The sequence below is a fragment of the Nocardioides sp. genome, assembly GCF_030150155.1.
GTDB lineage: Bacteria > Actinomycetota > Actinomycetes > Propionibacteriales > Nocardioidaceae > Nocardioides.
Genome location: NZ_JASLGR010000027.1, coordinates 13,472 through 27,252, shown reverse-complemented (window position 1 = coordinate 27,252; position 13,781 = coordinate 13,472). Strand labels below are relative to the sequence as shown.

Here is a 13,781-nt window from a genome sequence, read left to right as displayed (position 1 = left end):
GGAAGTCACCCGTGGTGAAGCCGGATCTCGGGCGTGGTGAACCCGGATCTCAGCGACCTGCGCGCCTTCGGCGCTCCCCGGAGTACATCCGCGCGGCCAACCGCTCACGCGCATCCGCCAGCCATGCCTCGTCGTCACGTCGAATCCGTTGCAACAGACCGACGTCGATCGACTGGGCAGTAGCCCCGACCTGACTCAGTGAACCCTCCATACCGCTGAGATGTCCGGCACACCGGGGCTCGGGACACCTGGCCCGAACTTTATTTCTCGGCACCAGCGGCACCACCGTCACCGCACCGCAGGCACCGCCGAGACGGGCACCCGCTGCGCCGAGACCACCGCGGTGAACGAGACCACCGCCGGCGGGTCGAAGCCGAAGTTCTCGTCGGCCTTGATCAGCACGTTCTCCGAGCCCAGGTAGGTCCCGTGATCGGGATCGATCAGCACCAGGATCTGTTGGCGCGGATTGATCGACGGTGCGGTGAGGACCTGCGCCGTACGGCCTCGACGGTCCTTCGTCTCGCCCAGCGAGGTGATCCCGCTCTCGGTCGCGAGCGTGCGCCAGACCACGGCGGTGACCGCCGGCGGGACGACGTAGTTCTCGAACAGGTCCTGCACGCTGCTGAGCAGGCAGCTCGCCACCATCCCGGCACAGTCGGCGGCCGGGGCGAGCGCCTCCCGCATGCCCACGACCGTCGTCGGCAGGGTGGCCGGATAGTCGGGCCCGCGACTCGGGTCCAGGGGCGTGGTCTGATCGCTGCTGACCGCCGAGGAGTCGCCGTCGGGCAGCGCCGCCACCCGGCCGTAGCGGTCCAGCGGCGTACCGCGTCGCTCGATCGCCCGACGGTCCCCGTCCGGCAGCACGTAGACCGTCGAGACCGTCGGCAGCAGCACGGTGGCGACCGGTGCGGTGCCGTCAGCAGGCGTCGTGGAGGCCCACCAGCCGGCGATCTCCAGCCGCTGCACCGGCTCGTCGGCGGGCGCGGCGGCGGCCGAGGCATGCTCGGCCAACGTCGTCAGTACGCCGTCGGCGGCACTGCCCGCCGTCGCGGCGTCGGCCTCGCTGATCCCGCTCAGGGTCAGCATCGGTGGGGTCAGCGCGACCGCGGGGCCACCGCCACCGCGCTGCGGAAGGACCTGGGTGAGCGCGAAGACCAGCACCGCGACCGCTGCGACGGCCACCACACGGGTGCCCCACCGCACCGCCGCGGACCGAGGTGCGCGGGGCTCACGGGGCAGGCGTCGCCGCTGGGCGAGGTCGTGGCGCGGGGTCGCCAGGATCGTCGCGAGCATGGCGATCGCGGCGGGGTCGCGTTCGGGTGCGGGCTGTGCCACCGGTGTGTGCAGTCCGATCGAGTCGAGCAGCTCGCGCAGCTCGGGGTCGTCGCCGTGGGCGAGCCTCATCACTGCCTCCCCTCGTGCACGGCCGTGGCGTGGTCGGCGGTGACGATGGCGCGGAGCCGGTCCCGGGCGCGCGTACGGCGCTTGGACGCTGCCGAGGCCGAGCAGCCCAGGATCCGGGCGGTCTCCTCGATGTCGAAGCCCTCGTTGAACAGCGTGATCACCTGCCGGTCGGCAGGGCTGAGCCGGCCGAGCCACTGGTTGCTCTCGGCCTGGGCGGCAGCGTCACCGGCGATGTCACCGGCAGCGACCAGCTCGCCCTCACGCAGCGTGGCGAGCCGATCGAGCAGGGCTCGTCGGCGTCGTCGGGAGCGGTACTCGTTGCTGACGTGGCCGCTCAGCACCTGGAAGGCCAGGGACTGCAGCTGCCGCTCGGCGACAGCGTCCTCGGGATAGTCGAGGTCCTTGCGCCACAGGGCCAACAGCGTGTTGGACACAGCATCCTCGGCCCCGGCTCGATCCAGCTGGGTCAAGGCAAAACGCACGAGCTGGGGTTGAACCACCCAGAACACCTTCTCGAACTCGTGCTCGTTCACTCAGGGATCCCCCGCCGTCGCCGGGGACCCAGCATGCCAACCGTCCTCCATCGTGCGCTCGCCTTCAGCACGTCGTCCTCACCCCGAGGCGCACCTGCGCCGGGGACTGCGAGGTCGCAGCGACCGAGGCGACGGTGGCGCCCGGGCCGTAGCAGGTCGACGCGGTGCCGGCGTTGTTGGAAAGCCGGGCGACGTACGAGCGATCGTTGTAGAAGGACTTGACGGTCGCGGTCAGGGGCTTGAGCCCCGAGCCGCTGACATAGGTGAAGGAGCCCGTGAAGTTGGTGCTCCCCCACATGCAGAAGCGTCCGTCGGCGCACTGGCTCAGCGAGCTGACGCTCTTGGCGACGGCGACGAACCCACTGCCGTCGGGGTAGACGACCTCGGTGCCCTCGAGCGAACCACCGGGGTTCTCGTCGAGGAACGTGGCCGCCTCGGCCCGCAGGGCCACCGAGGCTTCGTCGGCCGAGCTTGCCGGGAGGTGGACCCCCAGCACGGCGACGACGGTCAGCAGCGGAGCGAGCAGGGCGCGACAGGGGCTCATGACAGATAGATGTCCGGCATCACCCGCATCGAGACACGTCAGGCGAAAAAAGTTTCGTGCACCACCAGGTCCACCCGGCGCTCCGGCGCTCGGCGCCCCCAGAAAGCACGAAGGCCCCGCGATCGCGGGGCCTTCGTGGCTGGTACCCCCGACCGGATTTGAACCGGCGCTACCTGCGTGAGAGGCAGGCGTGCTAGGCCGCTACACAACGGGGGCAGTGTCGCTGTCGGGCCTGCTTGCGCTGGCCCCGTTCAGGACGGGCGGCGGAACCGCCTTCACATCAGCAGCTCCCGAGGGGAGTGCGATCTGAGCTGGTCTACTAGGACTCGAACCTAGAATGACGGAATCAGAATCCGTAGTGTTGCCAATTACACCATAGACCAATGACCCGGTCGGTTGCGGAGAGTTCCCCGCACCCCTTGGGCCGGAAAGAACATTACAGGGGCGGGGCCTGCGGACCAAAACGGAGGGCCACGTTCTGTCGGCGAGCGGCCCACAGCACCAGGGCCGCGAAGACCAGGGACTGGGTGAGGGTGGACACGATCATCCACCAACTGCCGCTCGCCTCGGTCAGGGTCGTGGTGATGTCACCGAAGGCCAGGGCGACCCCGAAGGCCACCAGATTGTTGAGCACGTGCATCGCCAGACCCGCCTCCAGGCCGCCGGTGGCGATCACCAGGATCCCGGCCACGACCCCGAACGCGAAGCGGTCGAAGAAGACCGGGACGTCCTGCCCCAGACCGTGCGCGAGGGCGAAGAACAGAGCCGGTACGACGACCGCGACCACCCGGCCCCATCGGCGCGAGCGGAGCGAGGCCCACCCTCCCCAGGCCTGGGTGAGGTAGCCGCGGAAGGCGAACTCCTCCCCCGCCGCCTGGAACGGAGTGAGCACCACGATGACGACGACGAACCAGAACGTCTGACGGGTGAAGTCGTGCACCGGCCCCGACATCTGGGTCTCGCTCGACCCCGCCGGCAGTATCGCCGAGACGGCCAGCGTGACCACCAGGGTGATGACCGCCAGGCCGAGGCAGGTCAGGAACCAGCGCCATCGGATCCGGCCGGCCACCGAGAGCAGCCAGCGCGGTGCCTGATGGCCGTGGATCAGCCAGGCGACGAACATCGCCGAGCCGATCGCCGTGGCCAGCCCGAGATCGAGGTAGGCCAGGTTGCCCGGCGTGACCGGGTCGAGGTTGAAGAAGTCGGTGATCCGCTGCTGGCTGGCTCCGTCGATCGTGAGCCCGGCCAGGAACGGCACCGAGACGACGACCGGGAGCCAGAGGAACAGGATCAGCAGCAGCACCGTGCCCAGCACGGTGCGCCAGCCCGCTACCCCGTGGGCGCGGTTGATCTCGTGGTACTCCAGGCTCCCGGTCATCGTGATACGAGCCGGGGTCAGCTCAGCGCGTCACGCAGACGCGTGAGGCTGCGCTCACGACCGAGCAGCTCGAGCGACTCGAACAGCGGCGGGCTGATCCGCTTGCCGGTGACGGCGACCCGGACGGCACCGAAGGCGACGCGCGGCTTGAGCCCCATCTCCTCCACCAGCGCGGTCTGCAGGGCGTCGTTGATGCTGGCCGCCGACCACGGGTCGATCCCGCTGAGAGCGTCGTACGCCGCCTGGACCACGGCCTGGCCCTCGTCGGTGTCCACCAGCTTGGCCTTGTCGGTCTCGTCGAGCGCGAAGTCCGCGTCGGAGACGAACAGGAACCGGAGCATGTCGCCGATCTCGGTGAGCTTGTTGACCCGCTCGGCCACGAACGGCATCGCCAGCTCGAGGAGCTGCTGGTCGGCCGGGGTGACCGGGTCCGAGAGCACGCCCTCGGCCTTGAGGAACGGCAGCGCCCGGTTGGTGATGTCCTCGACGCTCAGCATCCGCATGTGGGCGGTGTTGATCGCGTCGCACTTCTTCAGGTCGAAGCGGGCCGGGTTCGGATTGACGTCGCCGATCTCGAACGCCTCGACCATCTCCTCCAGGGTGAAGATGTCGCGGTCGGCCGCGATCGCCCAGCCGAGCAGGGAGAGGTAGTTGAGCAGGCCCTCGGGCAGGTAGCCCTTGTCCCGGTAGGCCAGCGCGTGCGCCTCGGGGTCACGCTTGGAGAGCTTCTTGTTGCCCTCGCCCATGACGTACGGGAGGTGGCCGAACTCCGGGGTGAAGTCGGCGATGCCGATCGCCTTGAGCGCCTCGTAGAGGGCCAGCTGGCGGGGCGTCGAGGAGAGCAGGTCCTCGCCGCGCAGCACGTGCGTGATCTTCATCAGGGCGTCGTCGACCGGGTTGACCAGCGTGTACAGCGGGTCACCGTTGGCGCGGGCCAGGGCGTAGTCGGGCACGAACTGGGACTCGAAGGTCACCTCGCCGCGGACCAGGTCGTTCCAGGTCAGGGAGCCGTCGGGCATCCGCAGACGCGGCACCGAGGAGCGACCCTCGGCCTGGAAGGCGGCCAGCTGCTCGGCGGAGAGGTCGCGGCAGAAGCCGTCGTACCCCATCACCTTGGAGCCGGACGCCTTGCGCCGCGCCTCGACCTCGTCGTTGGTGCAGTAGCACTGGTAGGCGTGGCCGCCCTCGAGCAGCTTGGCCAGCGCGTCGGCGTAGATGTCACTGCGCATCGACTGGAAGTAGGGGCCGTACTCGCCGCCGACCTCCGGGCCCTCGTCCCAGGTCAGGCCACACCAACGCAGCAGCTCGATGATCGAGTCGAGGGACTCGCGCGTGCTTCGTTCTTTATCCGTGTCCTCGATCCGGAAGACGAACGTGCCACCGTGGTGGCGGGCGAAGGCCCAGTTGAACAGGGCCGTACGGATCATGCCGACGTGCGGGCTCCCCGTCGGGGAGGGGGCCATACGAACGCGAACGGGCGTGGTCATCGGGATGAGTCCTTACTTCACTTCTTGATAACGGGATTGGCCAGGGAACCGAGGAAGGACGAGGTGACCTCGACCTCCTCGCCCGGCTGCATGGGTCCGACTCCGGCGGGCGTCCCGGTCAGGATCACGTCGCCGGGCAGGAGGGACATCGCGGCACTGACGTGCTCGATGATCCGCGGGATGTCGAAGATCAGGTCCGAGGTGACGCCGTCCTGGGCGAGGTCGCCCTCGAGGTAGGTCTTGAGATCGATGCCGGACTTGATCGTGGCCAGGCCGAGCTCGGTGTCGATCCACGGACCGAGCGGGCAGAAGGTGTCGAACCCCTTGGCCCGGCTCCACTGCTTGTCGGTGACCTGGAGGTCACGGGCGCTGACGTCGTTGGCCAGGGTAAAGCCGAAGATCACGTCGGCGGCCTTCTCCGCCGGGACGTCCTTGCAGATCCGACCGATCACGATGGCGAGCTCGCCCTCGAAGTCGACCCGCTCGCTCTGGCGCGGGTAGACGATCGCGTCGCCGGGCCCGATCACCGAGGTGTTCGGCTTGAGGAAGAACATCGGCTCGGTCGGCACGTCACCGCCGGTGACGTCCTTCATCTCCGCGACGTGGTCGGCGTAGTTCTTGCCGATCGCGACGACCTTGGAGCGCGGGATCACCGGGGCGAGCAGCTTGATCTCGGAGAACGGGATGGTCTGCTCGGTCGGCACGATGCCGACGTACAGCGGATCTCCGGCCAGCACCACGACTGCCGCATCGTCCTCGGGCTGCCCGAACTGGTCGAGCTCCCCCGTGATCACTCCGTACTGAGGGTCTGCTCCGGCATGGGTGAATCTCGCGATGCGCACCCGCCCAGCCTATCGTCACGCTCCCGGCGACGACGGATCAGAAGTGGCACTCAGAAGTAGTAGTACGAGCTGCCCTGGTAGTCGCGCTGGAAGGTCTCCTCGCTGTCGACCTTGATCGTGACGTCCTCGGGCCTGACGTAGCCGAACTCGTCGAACCCGCGGACCAGGTCGGCGTAGCGCTGCGACCACCGCTGCGGCTCGCCCGCCTCGCGCAGAGCCTGGGCCTGGGCGTCGGTGTGCACGAAGACCACCGGCGGCCACGGCTCCCACCGCCGGGTGCAGCTGAACTGCTCGCCCAGCCCGAGCCCGGCAGCGAACGCGTCGACGGCTCCGGCGCTGACCTGACGATGGGCGGCCTCGATCGCTGCACTCTCGAAGTCGCGGACCACCACGAAGAGCCGCGAGGCACTGCTCGCCCAGGTCTGGCGCTTCGGCAGACCGAACCGCGACGCCAGGTCATCGGTGGGAACCGTCAGGGCGAACAGGTCGGTGAGCATCCGGTGACGCTCGATCACCTTCTCGATCGGCTCGTCGCGAACGAACTGCCGTACGTCGTCCGCCCGCTCGATCACCACCCACAACCGTGGGTCCACCTGGCCGTGACCGGCATCGACGTGGTCACTCAGGAGGGCCAGCGGAGCGACGCCGAAGGCGTCGGCGAAGCCGCGGACGAAGTCGTCGAAGAGCGGGTCGATCCGACCCTCGCCCCGCACGATGCCGCGCGCCACGCGGTAGACCTCGACGTCATCGACCATTCGGCTGCTCACCCTCCCCACCCTAGGGTTATCGGCGTGAGTGGTGTGGGCGTGGCTGAAGAGCGTGCTGCGGCCCACCGGGCCCGGCTGGCTCCGTACGTCGACCCGCACCTGGCCCGACGTTCCGCGCGGATCAAGCACCCGGTGCACGACTTCCTGTTCGAGTACTACTCGTTCAGGCCCGCCCAGCTGCTGCGCTGGACGCCCGGGGCCGAGGTGCTGCCCGAGGCGAAGCGGGACCTGGTCGCGGGCCTGCACCGGCTGCTGACGGCGACCGCCGCCCGGGAGGGGAACTTCGGCTGCTTCGGGATGCACGAGTGGGCGATGGTCTACCGCTCGGCCGAGGTCGGCACCCGTCACCCGGTCGCACTACGACTCGGCGCCGAGGCCACCGACACCGTGGTGGAGTCCCACCGGATCCAGTGCTCCCACTTCGACGCGTTCCGCTTCTTCACTCCCCCGGCGATCGGCCTCAACACCCTGACCCCGACCGCCGCCAACCGACCGGCGTTCGAGCAGCCGGCCTGTCTGCACGGCACGATGGACCTCTACAAGCACGCCTTCCGGATGGCCGGCCTGATCTGCTCGGACCTGATCGCCGACGCCTTCGAGCTGGCCTGGGACGTCAGGATCCTGGACATGCGCGCGGCGCCGTACGACATGACGGGGACCGTCCTCGACCCGACCGGAGAGATCTGGACACCGGTCCGAGTCGAGACCGCCGAGGGCAAGGCGGAGTACGCCGCCACGCAGCGGCTCTTCGCCGAGCGGGCCCGTCCGATCCGGGCGGCGCTGATCGCCGAGTGCGAGCGCCTGCTCGCCACGTAGAAGCCAGGGCGCTTTTTCTGCACACCGTGCCTTTCGGCCCTGTTGCGGCCCGCGACACCGTGCCGTCATGAGTTGCGAGCCGTCGTGACCGCTGGATCTCCCGTCGACTCACGTGCTCGCATCGTCCGGTGCGGGCACTCGACCTCCAGAACAGGACTCCCCCCCATGCCCACGAAGAAGTCGACCCTCCTGATCAGCGGTGCTGCCGCTGCCGCTTCCGCCGTCGTCGCTGCTGCCGCGTTCGCCGGCACTCCGTACACCGTCACGGTGTGAGGCGGCGTGAGCACCCACGTCATCACCGCCACGTCCGGGTCCGCGACCACACTCACTGCCTACAGTCCGACGTCGACGTACACGGAGAGTTGCAGTTCAAGCAGCCTGACCGGGTCGAGCAACTATGTGACGTCCGGCAGCAGCGTCGACCCCGCCGCCACGTTGGGATCCGTTGCCTTCGGCACGTGCTCCGGCTGGCTCGGCGCCACCACCCTGACCCAGGTCGGAACCTGGAAGTTCGAGGCGGAGAGCGGAGCCACGACAGGCAGCGACGTCATCACCGGACACGTCAACGACCTGTCGATGAAACTCACCGGATCGCTCTGCAGCATGAGCATCATCGGGGCGGCTGCCGCCACCTACAACGAGGCGACCGGCGTTCTCGCGATCAACCACGTCGGGTTCGACGGCGACGGGTACATCACCGCCTCTACGGGTTGCGGCTCCCATGCCGTGGCTGGTGCGCCCCTCGACTTCACCGCCACGTTCCAGGTCGCCACCGTCGGCGGCTTCCCGTTCGCCGCCAACGCCATCAACATCGGCTGACCCGACGTGCCGGGGTCCCTTCCGGGCCCCGGCACCGGCCCTCGCCGCGTGGGCGGCGCCGTGCCAGACTCGCGAGCATGGACCAGCGAATCAGCTTCCTCACCCTGGCGGTGCGTGACCTCGCGGCGACGCGGGCCTTCTACGTCGACGGGCTCGGCTGGGTGCCGGAGTTCGAGGACGGCGACGAGGTCATCATGATCCGGGCCGGGGAGCGGCTGATCCTGTCCCTGTGGGACCGGCGCGCGTTCGAGGCCGAGGTGGGGGCTCCGGCCGGTGACGGCGTACCGCCGATCACGATCGCACACAACGTCGCCACTGCGGCCGAGGTGGACCAGATCCTCGCGCTGGCGGCCTCGCTCGGGGCGGCGACGAGCCCCGGACAGGAGCGGGCGTGGGGCGGCTACACGGGCTACTTCGCCGACCCTGACGGCTTCCGCTGGGAGATCGCGATGAACCCGAGCCCGCTGGGCGAGTCGGTGCTCCCGCACTAGTGGCTCGTGTCAGAGGTTTGGGGATGGTGGGCGTGCTCGGGGTGCGTGCCCCGAGTGCGAACCGACCAATGACTTCTGACACGAGCCACTAGGGTCACAGCATGGCGCGTCGCACAGTGGTGATCACCGGTGGCACTCGCGGAATCGGCCGGGCCTGCGCCGAGCGGCTGGCTCGTGAGGGCTACGACCTCGTTCTCGGGTACGCCGACGACGACCAGGCGGCCGCGGCGACGCGCGAGGAGATCGCTCGGACCGGAGTGCGCTGCACCGTCGTGCGGGCCGATCTGACCTCCGAGCACGGTGTCGACGAGCTCTTCGCCGCAGCCGAGGACGCCACCCGCGGCCACGAGAGCGACGCAGGCCTCCACGGAGTCGTCAACAACGCCGGCGCCACGCTCCACATCGGCACGCTGGTCGACACCCCGGTCGACCTCATCCGCCGGGTGGTGGAGCTCAACCTCACCGCTGCGATCCTGGTCGCCCGTCGCGCGGCCCAGGTGCTGCCCGACGGTGGCGTCCTGGTCAACATCTCCTCCGGGGCGGCCACGACGGGCTCCCCTGGCGAGTACGTGCACTACGCCGCAGCGAAGGCCGGGGTCGACGCGCTGACCAAGGGCCTCGCACTCGAGGTCGCCACCCGCGGAATCCGGGTCGTCGGCGTCGCTCCGGGCATCATCGACACCGCTCTGCACGCTGCGGCGGGCGATCCCGGCCGGGTGGCGCGCCTGGGCGAACGCCACCCGATGGGCCGCGTCGGTCGTCCCGACGAGGTCGCCGACGTCGTCGCCTTCGCGCTCTCCGAGGCCGCCGGCTTCATCTCCGGCACCACGCTGCGCGTCGCCGGCGGCGCCTAGGGGCTCGCGTCGAGACCGACACTTCTGGCCCTTCCGACCCATCCGAAGGGCCAGAAAGGTCGGTCTCGTCAGGAACGCCTAGACCCGAGCGCCGTGGACGACCTGGATGCCGGCGATCACCATCGCCAGTCCGGTGCCGAAGTCGTCCGAGCGGGCCTCCGACTCGATCGCTCCCGCATCGGCGGCCTGACGGTGGGTCTGCTCGTCGACCGCGTGCCCGTAGACGTAGTGCAGCAGGGTGCGCGCCGCCGTCGGCGCCAGCGCACCGGCACCACCGGCCGCGCCAGAACCATCGACCCCACCGGCCTCCAACGCCGCCACCAGGCGCCGGTACGGCTCGGCACCGCCGAGGCCGAAGGACCAGACCGTGGCGACCAGCTCGGCCCCGTCGCGCCAGCCCAGCAGCGTCTCGCGCAGCGCCTCGCACACCCCGGCGACCTGATCGGGCCAGGGACCGCCGGTGGGCCACGTGGCCCGCGACAGCAGCTCGTCGGCCATCAGCGCCAGCAGCGTCTGCTTGTTGGCGACGTGGTGGTAGAGCGCCGAGGGCTGCACGCCCAGGTCGGCGCCCAGGCGACGCATCGTCAACTCCGGCAGCCCGACCACGTCGAGCAGGCCCAAGGCCCGTTCGACGACATCGTCGCGGCGATATCGCATGCGCACTCCCCCATTGACCTACTGACGAGTCAAGCATAACCTGAACGCCGTTCACCTGACCACCGTTCAGTTTTCACCCCCGCAGAGAGTCCCCCATGACGATGACCGACCCCGCCCCCGGCGCTGCCACCGCCACCGTGCGTCCCACCCCGGCGCGCTTCTCCACCACCGACCTGGCGCTGATCGCCGCCTTCGCCGCACTGATCGCGGTGGCGTCGTACACGGCCGCCATCCCCGTCGGCGGCGCCGGCGTCCCGCTGACGCTGCAGACCGCGGCGATCCTCCTCACCGGCGCCGTGCTCGGCCCGGTCCGCGGCTTCGTCGCCACCGGCCTCTACCTCCTCCTCGGCCTGGTCGGGCTGCCGGTCTTCGCCGAGCACTCCTCGGGTGCCGCGGTCTTCACCGGCCCCACGGCCGGGTACCTCTACACGTTCCCGATCGCCGCGCTGGCCGTCGGCGCCCTGGTGAAGTACGTGATCGGTCGCCGCCGCACCCAGGCGCTGTGGATCTTCCTGGCCTGCCTGGTCGCCACCGTGATCAACCACCTCGGTGGCGTCGTCGGCCTCCAGACCGTGCTCGGCCTGGGCTGGCACAAGTCGTTCTCCATCGACGGCGCCTACTGGCTCGGCGACATCGTCAAGAGCGCCGTCGTCGCCCTGGTCGCCGCCGAGGTCCACCGCGCGTTCCCGCAGCTGCTGCGCCGTTGATCGAGTTCCACGCCGCCAGGGTCGCCGTCCCCGACGCCGATCCCGAGATCCGCTCCGAACGGGAGTTGCTGGCCCCCACCACCCTCGCCCTGGGCGAGCGTCGGGTCGCGATCATCGGGAGCAACGGCTCGGGGAAGTCGACCCTGGCGCGCCTCATCAACGGTCTGATCACCCCGACCTCGGGGACCGTCACCGTCAACGGACTCGACGTCGCCCGCAACGGTGCCAAGGTCCGCCGCCAGGTCGGCTTCTGCTTCACCGACCCGTCGGCGCAGATGGTGATGCCCACCTGCGTCGAGGACGTCGAGCTGTCCCTGCGCCGCACCCACAAGGACAAGCGTGAGCGGCGTACGGCGGCACTGGACGTCCTGGAGCGGTACGGCCTGCGCGAACGCGCCGACCAGAGCGTCCACACCCTCTCGGGCGGGCAGCGCCAGATGCTCGCCCTGGCCGGCGTCCTGGCGACCGACCCCGCGATCGTCGTCGCCGACGAGCCGACCACCCTGCTCGACCTGCGCAACAGCCGCATCGTCGGGGACACCCTGATGGGACTGGACCAGCAGCTGATCCTGGTCACCCACGACCTCGACCTGGCCGCCCGCTGCGACAGGGCGCTGGTCGTCGAGGGGGCCCGGGTGGTCTTCGACGGTCCGGCCCCGGCCGCGATCGAGGCCTACGTGGGCGCGGTCGGCCGATGAGCATGCCGCTGGGCGTCTACCGCCCCGGACGGACCCTGCTGCACCGGCTCCCGGTCGGCCTCAAGCTCGGCGGGCTGATCGTGCTCTCGGTGCTGATCGTGGCCCTGCACGGCCTCCCCTCGGCCCTGATCGGCTTCGGTGTCGCGATCGTGCTGGCCCTGATCGCCCGGCTCGACCTGGCCTCGACCTGGCGCTCGCTGCGGATGGTGCTGATCGTGGCGGTCGTCGCCGCCCTGCTGCAGTGGTGGTGGACGTCGGCCGAGCGGGCCGTGGAGACCCTGCTCGACCTGGTCTCGCTCGGCCTGCTGGCCCTGTCCCTGTCGACCACGACGGCCTCGACAGCGATGATCGACGCGATCGTGCGGTGGATCTCTCCGCTGCGTCGCGTCGGCGTCGATCCGGACCGGGTGGCGCTCACCATCGGCCTGGCGATCCAGTCGCTGCCCTCGGCGCTGCAGCTCGCCACCGAGACCCGCGACGCCGCCCGGGCCCGTGGCCTGCGCACCCCCCGCGCCTGGCTCACGCCCTTCGTGATCCGGATCGTGGCCCGGGCTCACGAAACCGGTGCCGCCCTTCAGGCCCGCGGGATCGGTGACGACCAGTAACCTGGGGCCGCCACCGGGGAAGGAGACCAGCGTTGCTCGACATTGCCACCATGCGCGTCGTGTTCGCGTTGATCGGCGTGACCATGCTGATCCTCTTCGGCTCCACCTATCGCGCCACCCGCGCCCCGGTCTCGGGCTGGTGGTGCCTGGCCCTGGGCCTGTTCCTGGTCGCCTCCCTGCTCTGGCTGGCCAACGGCACCCCGTGGCAGGCGGTGGCGAACCCGCTCGGCAACGTCACCTCGGTCACCGGCGCCGTCGCGGTCTGGATGGGCGCCCGCTCGAACCGCGGGGTCAGACCACGCTGGTTCGTCCTGCTCCCGCTGCCCCTGCTGATCGGCGTCGTCGCCGCCCTGGACCACCCCGACCAGACGATCTGGCCGGGCGGGGCGCTGTACCTCATGGCGATGACGATGAACTTCGCGCTGGCCAGCTTCGACCTGTGGCTGAGCCGTCGCGCCACCCGCATGCAGGGCCTGGGCCTGTCCCCGATCACGACGACCCTGGCCTCGGTCTCCACGATCGTCACCCTGTTCTACCTGGCCCGGACCTGCGTCTACGTCGCCCTCGGCCCCGAGTCCGACCTCTTCACCACCGTCTTCGGCGGGGTGCCCAACACCCTGCTGATGATCGTGATGGTGCTGGCCGCCTCGCACACGATGGGGGCGCTCAGCCATGAGCAGCTGGTCTTCGACCTGCGGCGATCGGCGGCGTACGACGACCTCACCGGCCTCCTGCACCGCGGAGCGTTCTTCCAGCTCGCCGCCCGCGAACTGCGCCGCGTCCAGCAGGCCGCCGTCGTGGTGGCCGACCTCGACCATTTCAAGCAGATCAACGACACCTACGGCCACACCTGCGGCGACGACGTCCTGAGCCGGTTCGCCGACGCCGTCCGGGAGGCCACCCGCTCCACCGACCTGCACGCCCGCTTCGGCGGTGAGGAGTTCCTCATCCTGATGCCCGGGGCCAACGTGCACGCCGCCCAGGTCGCTGTCGAGACGATCAACCGCGAGCTGCGCGCGCACAACCCGGTGCCGGGCGCGGAGGTCTCGGCGAGCTTCGGGATCGCCGCGGTCGGGCCCGGGATCGGCCTGGACGCCGCGATCGCGCATGCCGACGCGGCGCTGTACCAGGCCAAGGACGAGGGCCGGGGACGCAGCGTGATCTACGCCCCCAGCCCGC

Annotated in this window: 15 protein-coding genes, 2 tRNA genes and 1 pseudogene; 8 read left to right on the top strand and 10 right to left on the bottom strand. The window is 70.0% G+C overall.

Annotation, left to right across the window (positions count from 1 at the left end):
• Positions 1 to 288 precede the first annotated feature (288 nt).
• The 9 genes from Q1V88_RS07560 to Q1V88_RS07520 form a co-directional block, all read right to left on the bottom strand.
• Positions 289 to 1,404 (bottom strand): hypothetical protein, encoded by a 1,116-nt coding sequence (locus Q1V88_RS07560; protein ID WP_300680037.1) that lies wholly within the window; start codon positions 1,402 to 1,404, stop codon positions 289 to 291.
• Positions 1,404 to 1,937: a sigma-70 family RNA polymerase sigma factor gene (locus Q1V88_RS07555; protein ID WP_300680034.1), complete on the bottom strand. Its 534-nt coding sequence runs from the start codon at positions 1,935 to 1,937 to the stop codon at positions 1,404 to 1,406. Before Q1V88_RS07555 ends, Q1V88_RS07560 begins: the two co-directional genes overlap by 1 nt.
• 64 nt (positions 1,938 to 2,001) lie before the next feature.
• Positions 2,002 to 2,481 (bottom strand): peptidase inhibitor family I36 protein, encoded by a 480-nt coding sequence (locus Q1V88_RS07550; RefSeq protein WP_300680032.1) that lies wholly within the window; start codon positions 2,479 to 2,481, stop codon positions 2,002 to 2,004.
• Between the two features lie 140 nt (positions 2,482 to 2,621).
• A tRNA-Glu gene (locus Q1V88_RS07545) sits at positions 2,622 to 2,697 on the bottom strand.
• Positions 2,698 to 2,792: 95 nt separating this feature from the next.
• A tRNA-Gln gene (locus tag Q1V88_RS07540) sits at positions 2,793 to 2,864 on the bottom strand.
• Positions 2,865 to 2,917: 53 nt separating this feature from the next.
• The gene (locus Q1V88_RS07535) at positions 2,918 to 3,859 is read right to left on the bottom strand and encodes a CPBP family intramembrane glutamic endopeptidase (protein WP_300680029.1); all 942 of its coding nucleotides are present in this window, start codon (positions 3,857 to 3,859) and stop codon (positions 2,918 to 2,920) included.
• A gap of 17 nt (positions 3,860 to 3,876) precedes the next feature.
• Positions 3,877 to 5,346 (bottom strand): glutamate--tRNA ligase, encoded by a 1,470-nt coding sequence (gene gltX, locus Q1V88_RS07530; RefSeq protein WP_300680026.1) that lies wholly within the window; start codon positions 5,344 to 5,346, stop codon positions 3,877 to 3,879.
• A gap of 17 nt (positions 5,347 to 5,363) precedes the next feature.
• A complete protein-coding gene (locus Q1V88_RS07525; RefSeq protein WP_300680024.1) occupies positions 5,364 to 6,188 on the bottom strand; it encodes a fumarylacetoacetate hydrolase family protein in 825 nt (274 codons plus the stop codon).
• 50 nt (positions 6,189 to 6,238) lie between these two features.
• Positions 6,239 to 6,955: a hypothetical protein gene (locus tag Q1V88_RS07520; protein ID WP_300680022.1), complete on the bottom strand. Its 717-nt coding sequence runs from the start codon at positions 6,953 to 6,955 to the stop codon at positions 6,239 to 6,241.
• Between the two features lie 39 nt (positions 6,956 to 6,994).
• On the opposite strand from Q1V88_RS07520, the gene Q1V88_RS07515 reads away from it, so the two are divergent.
• The 4 genes from Q1V88_RS07515 to Q1V88_RS07500 all read left to right on the top strand — a co-directional run bounded on the left by Q1V88_RS07515 (position 6,995) and on the right by Q1V88_RS07500 (position 9,935).
• Complete coding sequence (locus tag Q1V88_RS07515) at positions 6,995 to 7,771, top strand: 3-methyladenine DNA glycosylase (RefSeq protein ID WP_300680019.1); 777 nt, start codon at positions 6,995 to 6,997, stop codon at positions 7,769 to 7,771.
• Positions 7,772 to 8,170: 399 nt separating this feature from the next.
• The gene (locus Q1V88_RS07510; RefSeq protein ID WP_300680017.1) at positions 8,171 to 8,590 is read left to right on the top strand and encodes a hypothetical protein; all 420 of its coding nucleotides are present in this window, start codon (positions 8,171 to 8,173) and stop codon (positions 8,588 to 8,590) included.
• 77 nt (positions 8,591 to 8,667) lie between these two features.
• Positions 8,668 to 9,081, top strand: a complete 414-nt coding sequence (locus tag Q1V88_RS07505; protein WP_300680014.1) for a VOC family protein — start codon at positions 8,668 to 8,670, stop codon at positions 9,079 to 9,081.
• A gap of 101 nt (positions 9,082 to 9,182) precedes the next feature.
• Positions 9,183 to 9,935 carry an SDR family oxidoreductase gene (locus Q1V88_RS07500; RefSeq protein WP_300680011.1) on the top strand — a complete coding sequence of 251 codons (753 nt, stop codon included), beginning with the start codon at positions 9,183 to 9,185 and terminating at the stop codon, positions 9,933 to 9,935.
• A 78-nt stretch (positions 9,936 to 10,013) separates the two neighbouring features.
• Here the strand turns inward: Q1V88_RS07500 and Q1V88_RS07495 are convergent, their stop codons facing one another.
• Positions 10,014 to 10,592 carry a TetR/AcrR family transcriptional regulator C-terminal domain-containing protein gene (locus Q1V88_RS07495; protein WP_300680008.1) on the bottom strand — a complete coding sequence of 193 codons (579 nt, stop codon included), beginning with the start codon at positions 10,590 to 10,592 and terminating at the stop codon, positions 10,014 to 10,016.
• A 95-nt stretch (positions 10,593 to 10,687) separates the two neighbouring features.
• Between Q1V88_RS07495 and Q1V88_RS07490 the strand changes: the two genes are divergently transcribed.
• The 4 genes and pseudogenes from Q1V88_RS07490 to Q1V88_RS19570 all read left to right on the top strand — a co-directional run.
• Complete coding sequence (locus Q1V88_RS07490) at positions 10,688 to 11,299, top strand: biotin transporter BioY (RefSeq protein WP_300680005.1); 612 nt, start codon at positions 10,688 to 10,690, stop codon at positions 11,297 to 11,299.
• Positions 11,296 to 11,997, top strand: coding sequence for an ABC transporter ATP-binding protein (locus Q1V88_RS07485; protein ID WP_300680003.1), 702 nt, complete (start codon positions 11,296 to 11,298; stop codon positions 11,995 to 11,997). Before Q1V88_RS07490 ends, Q1V88_RS07485 begins: the two co-directional genes overlap by 4 nt.
• Positions 11,994 to 12,602, top strand: coding sequence for an energy-coupling factor transporter transmembrane protein EcfT (locus Q1V88_RS07480; protein ID WP_300680000.1), 609 nt, complete (start codon positions 11,994 to 11,996; stop codon positions 12,600 to 12,602). Before Q1V88_RS07485 ends, Q1V88_RS07480 begins: the two co-directional genes overlap by 4 nt.
• Before the next feature lie 50 nt (positions 12,603 to 12,652).
• A pseudogene (locus tag Q1V88_RS19570) lies at positions 12,653 to 13,753 on the top strand (GGDEF domain-containing protein); the annotation flags it as partial.
• Between the last annotated feature and the right edge of the window lie 28 nt (positions 13,754 to 13,781).

What these genes read in the sequence shown, in the direction of transcription:
- Q1V88_RS07490 (WP_300680005.1), top strand. Translation starts at nt 10,688, where the DNA reads ATGACGATGACCGACCCCGCCCCCGGCGCTGCCACCGCCACCGTGCGT.
- Q1V88_RS07500 (WP_300680011.1), top strand. Translation starts at nt 9,183, where the DNA reads ATGGCGCGTCGCACAGTGGTGATCACCGGTGGCACTCGCGGAATCGGC.
- Q1V88_RS07535 (WP_300680029.1), bottom strand. Translation starts at nt 3,859, where the DNA reads ATGACCGGGAGCCTGGAGTACCACGAGATCAACCGCGCCCACGGGGTA.
- Q1V88_RS07560 (WP_300680037.1), bottom strand. Translation starts at nt 1,404, where the DNA reads ATGAGGCTCGCCCACGGCGACGACCCCGAGCTGCGCGAGCTGCTCGAC.
- Q1V88_RS07480 (WP_300680000.1), top strand. Translation starts at nt 11,994, where the DNA reads ATGAGCATGCCGCTGGGCGTCTACCGCCCCGGACGGACCCTGCTGCAC.
- gltX (WP_300680026.1), bottom strand. Translation starts at nt 5,346, where the DNA reads ATGACCACGCCCGTTCGCGTTCGTATGGCCCCCTCCCCGACGGGGAGC.
- Q1V88_RS07550 (WP_300680032.1), bottom strand. Translation starts at nt 2,481, where the DNA reads ATGAGCCCCTGTCGCGCCCTGCTCGCTCCGCTGCTGACCGTCGTCGCC.
- Q1V88_RS07505 (WP_300680014.1), top strand. Translation starts at nt 8,668, where the DNA reads ATGGACCAGCGAATCAGCTTCCTCACCCTGGCGGTGCGTGACCTCGCG.
- Q1V88_RS07495 (WP_300680008.1), bottom strand. Translation starts at nt 10,592, where the DNA reads ATGCGATATCGCCGCGACGATGTCGTCGAACGGGCCTTGGGCCTGCTC.